The organism is Segeticoccus rhizosphaerae (assembly GCF_005222685.1).
Taxonomy (GTDB): domain Bacteria; phylum Actinomycetota; class Actinomycetes; order Actinomycetales; family Dermatophilaceae; genus Segeticoccus; species Segeticoccus rhizosphaerae.
Genome location: NZ_SWMA01000084.1, coordinates 1 through 1,908 on the forward strand (window position 1 = coordinate 1; position 1,908 = coordinate 1,908).

The window sequence follows — 1,908 nt, forward strand, 5'->3', positions numbered from 1 at the left end:
TGGTGCGGCTACCGTTCACCGATTGACTACGAGGCAGCACACGCCGCTACACTTCCGGCGGCAGCGTAATCCACCCCCGTGTCTACAAATTGGGGGCAAGGCCCGGAAGACCGGGAAGACTACGAGCACAGCTTCGTGCCGGTGGGCGCGAACCAGCCGCAATGGAGCCCGGTCAGGAAGACCGGGAAGACCTGCAGGCGATCACGCTTGCGACCGCCGCCGACCAGCCGCAATGGAGCCCGGTCAGGAAGACCGGGAAGACGCCGACCGGACCCGCGTCGAACACACCACGGTGCAACTGCCGCAATGGAGCCCGGTCAGGAAGACCGGGAAGACCTCCGGGGTGTTTGCCAGCGCAGTCTTCGCCGCACCAGCCGCAATGGAGCCCGGTCAGGAAGACCGGGAAGACGTCAACGAAGCCACCAACGCGCTGCGACGCGCGGCTGCCGCAATGGAGCCCGGTCAGGAAGACCGGGAAGACCGCTCGCCAATTTATCAGGTGCTGACCTGCGGCGTTCCAGCGTGTCGCGAGCACTGCCCCGGCCGGCACCGATCCTTGCAGGATAAGCGGTATGAAACGGGCGAGACCGGCCTCTGACCTGCGGACGAGCGCTGCAGCGCGAGCGGGTCGTCGTCGGAGGGCTCGCGTCACGGCTCAGATGACTCGTGGCCCTGAGGCCGGAAGCCGCCGGTGTCGACCGAGGAAGATGAAGCGCGCGTCTGCGACCTCGCCCAGGTCCACGATCACGACCGAGTCTTCAGTCATGAGCATCTCCTCTTCGACTTCCGCTCGCGCATGGATGAGTTCGGACGGGCTGACATCGGAGATGAAGACCGAGTACTGCAGTCGGTCGCCGTACGCCTCCATGACCTTGCAAACTCGGCGAAGCCGCTTCGGGTTGGCTATGTCGTAGGCGATCAGGTATCGGCGACGGGCCATGACGTCACCGTGTCACGAACGGCGTGTAGTGGTCGACTTCGCCCAACAAGTATGCGGCGAGCAGGCGCGCCTGCACTTCAATGGCGCGTCGATAACTCACTCTGTACCCGAACAGCGGGTGCTTGATCTCGTGACTCATGCGTCGTTCGTAGGCACGAATGACCGAGCGCCGCCCTTCCTTCTGTAGCTGGCATCCCCCAGCCCGCGAGAGAAAGTCATGTTCGCCGACCTCGCCGTTGTTGATGACTTGCAGCACCAGGCTTTCGGCGATCAGCGGTCGGAACTCCTCCGCCAGGTCCAACGCAAGGGCAGGCCGGCCAAAGCGAGGTCTGTGGAGCACCCCCAGGTAGGGGTCGAAGCCAATCGCGTTCAGCGTCGTCGTCAGGTCCTTGACCAGCAAGGCATAGGCGAACGATAGGAGCGCGTTCACCGGATCGGGTGGCGGACGACGGCTCCGGCCGTTCGAGTCGAACTCGTGCACGGGTATGTCTGTATCCAACGTCAGCATGTGGCTGAAGTTGGCAAAGTAGATCCTGGCCGCCACGCCCTCCAGACCCAACAAGGTCGGGAATCCAGAGGCTTGTGCAGCCTGAGTCGCGAGCCTGCCCATCGAATCCACCTCTTGGGCCATGCCTTCTCGACTGTTGCGTCGAAGGAGGGTTCGGCCGTTGCGGATTTTGCCCTCTATCATCCTTCGAGCGATCGACAGCGTGCTCTCCGGCAGGGCCGTGTACTGGGCCCGTCGTAGGTCGACGTTCTTTCCGGGTAGCCCTTGGGCCATACCCGTGAACCATCCACCGTAAGAGAACCAACACACCGGCACTTCACGCGAAAGGAGTTCCCGCATGGCCTGCGGTGTCACGTGGGCCTTGCCCCCAATTTGTAGACACGGGGGTGGATTACGCTGCCGCCGGAAGTGTAGCGGCGTGTGCTGCCTCGTAGTCAATCGGTGAACGGTAGCCGCACCA

At 63.4% G+C, this 1,908-nt stretch carries 2 protein-coding genes and 1 CRISPR repeat array; both genes read right to left on the reverse strand.

Features of this window, described 5'->3' with window-relative positions:
- Nucleotides 1-155 precede the first annotated feature (155 nt).
- A CRISPR array of direct repeats spans nucleotides 156-481; the repeat unit is 36 nt; unit sequence GCCGCAATGGAGCCCGGTCAGGAAGACCGGGAAGAC.
- Between the two features lie 174 nt (nucleotides 482-655).
- Nucleotides 656-940: a CRISPR-associated endonuclease Cas2 gene (cas2, locus tag FCN22_RS21365; RefSeq protein WP_137123580.1), complete on the reverse strand. Its 285-nt coding sequence runs from the start codon at nucleotides 938-940 to the stop codon at nucleotides 656-658.
- Between the two features lie 4 nt (nucleotides 941-944).
- Nucleotides 945-1,886, reverse strand: a complete 942-nt coding sequence (gene cas1 / locus FCN22_RS21370) for a CRISPR-associated endonuclease Cas1 (protein ID WP_274381665.1) — start codon at nucleotides 1,884-1,886, stop codon at nucleotides 945-947.
- Nucleotides 1,887-1,908 lie beyond the last annotated feature (22 nt).

Bases quoted from the DNA above. Each gene is read 5' to 3' on its own strand.
- cas2 (WP_137123580.1), bottom strand. From the start codon at position 940: ATGGCCCGTCGCCGATACCTGATCGCCTACGACATAGCCAACCCGAAG.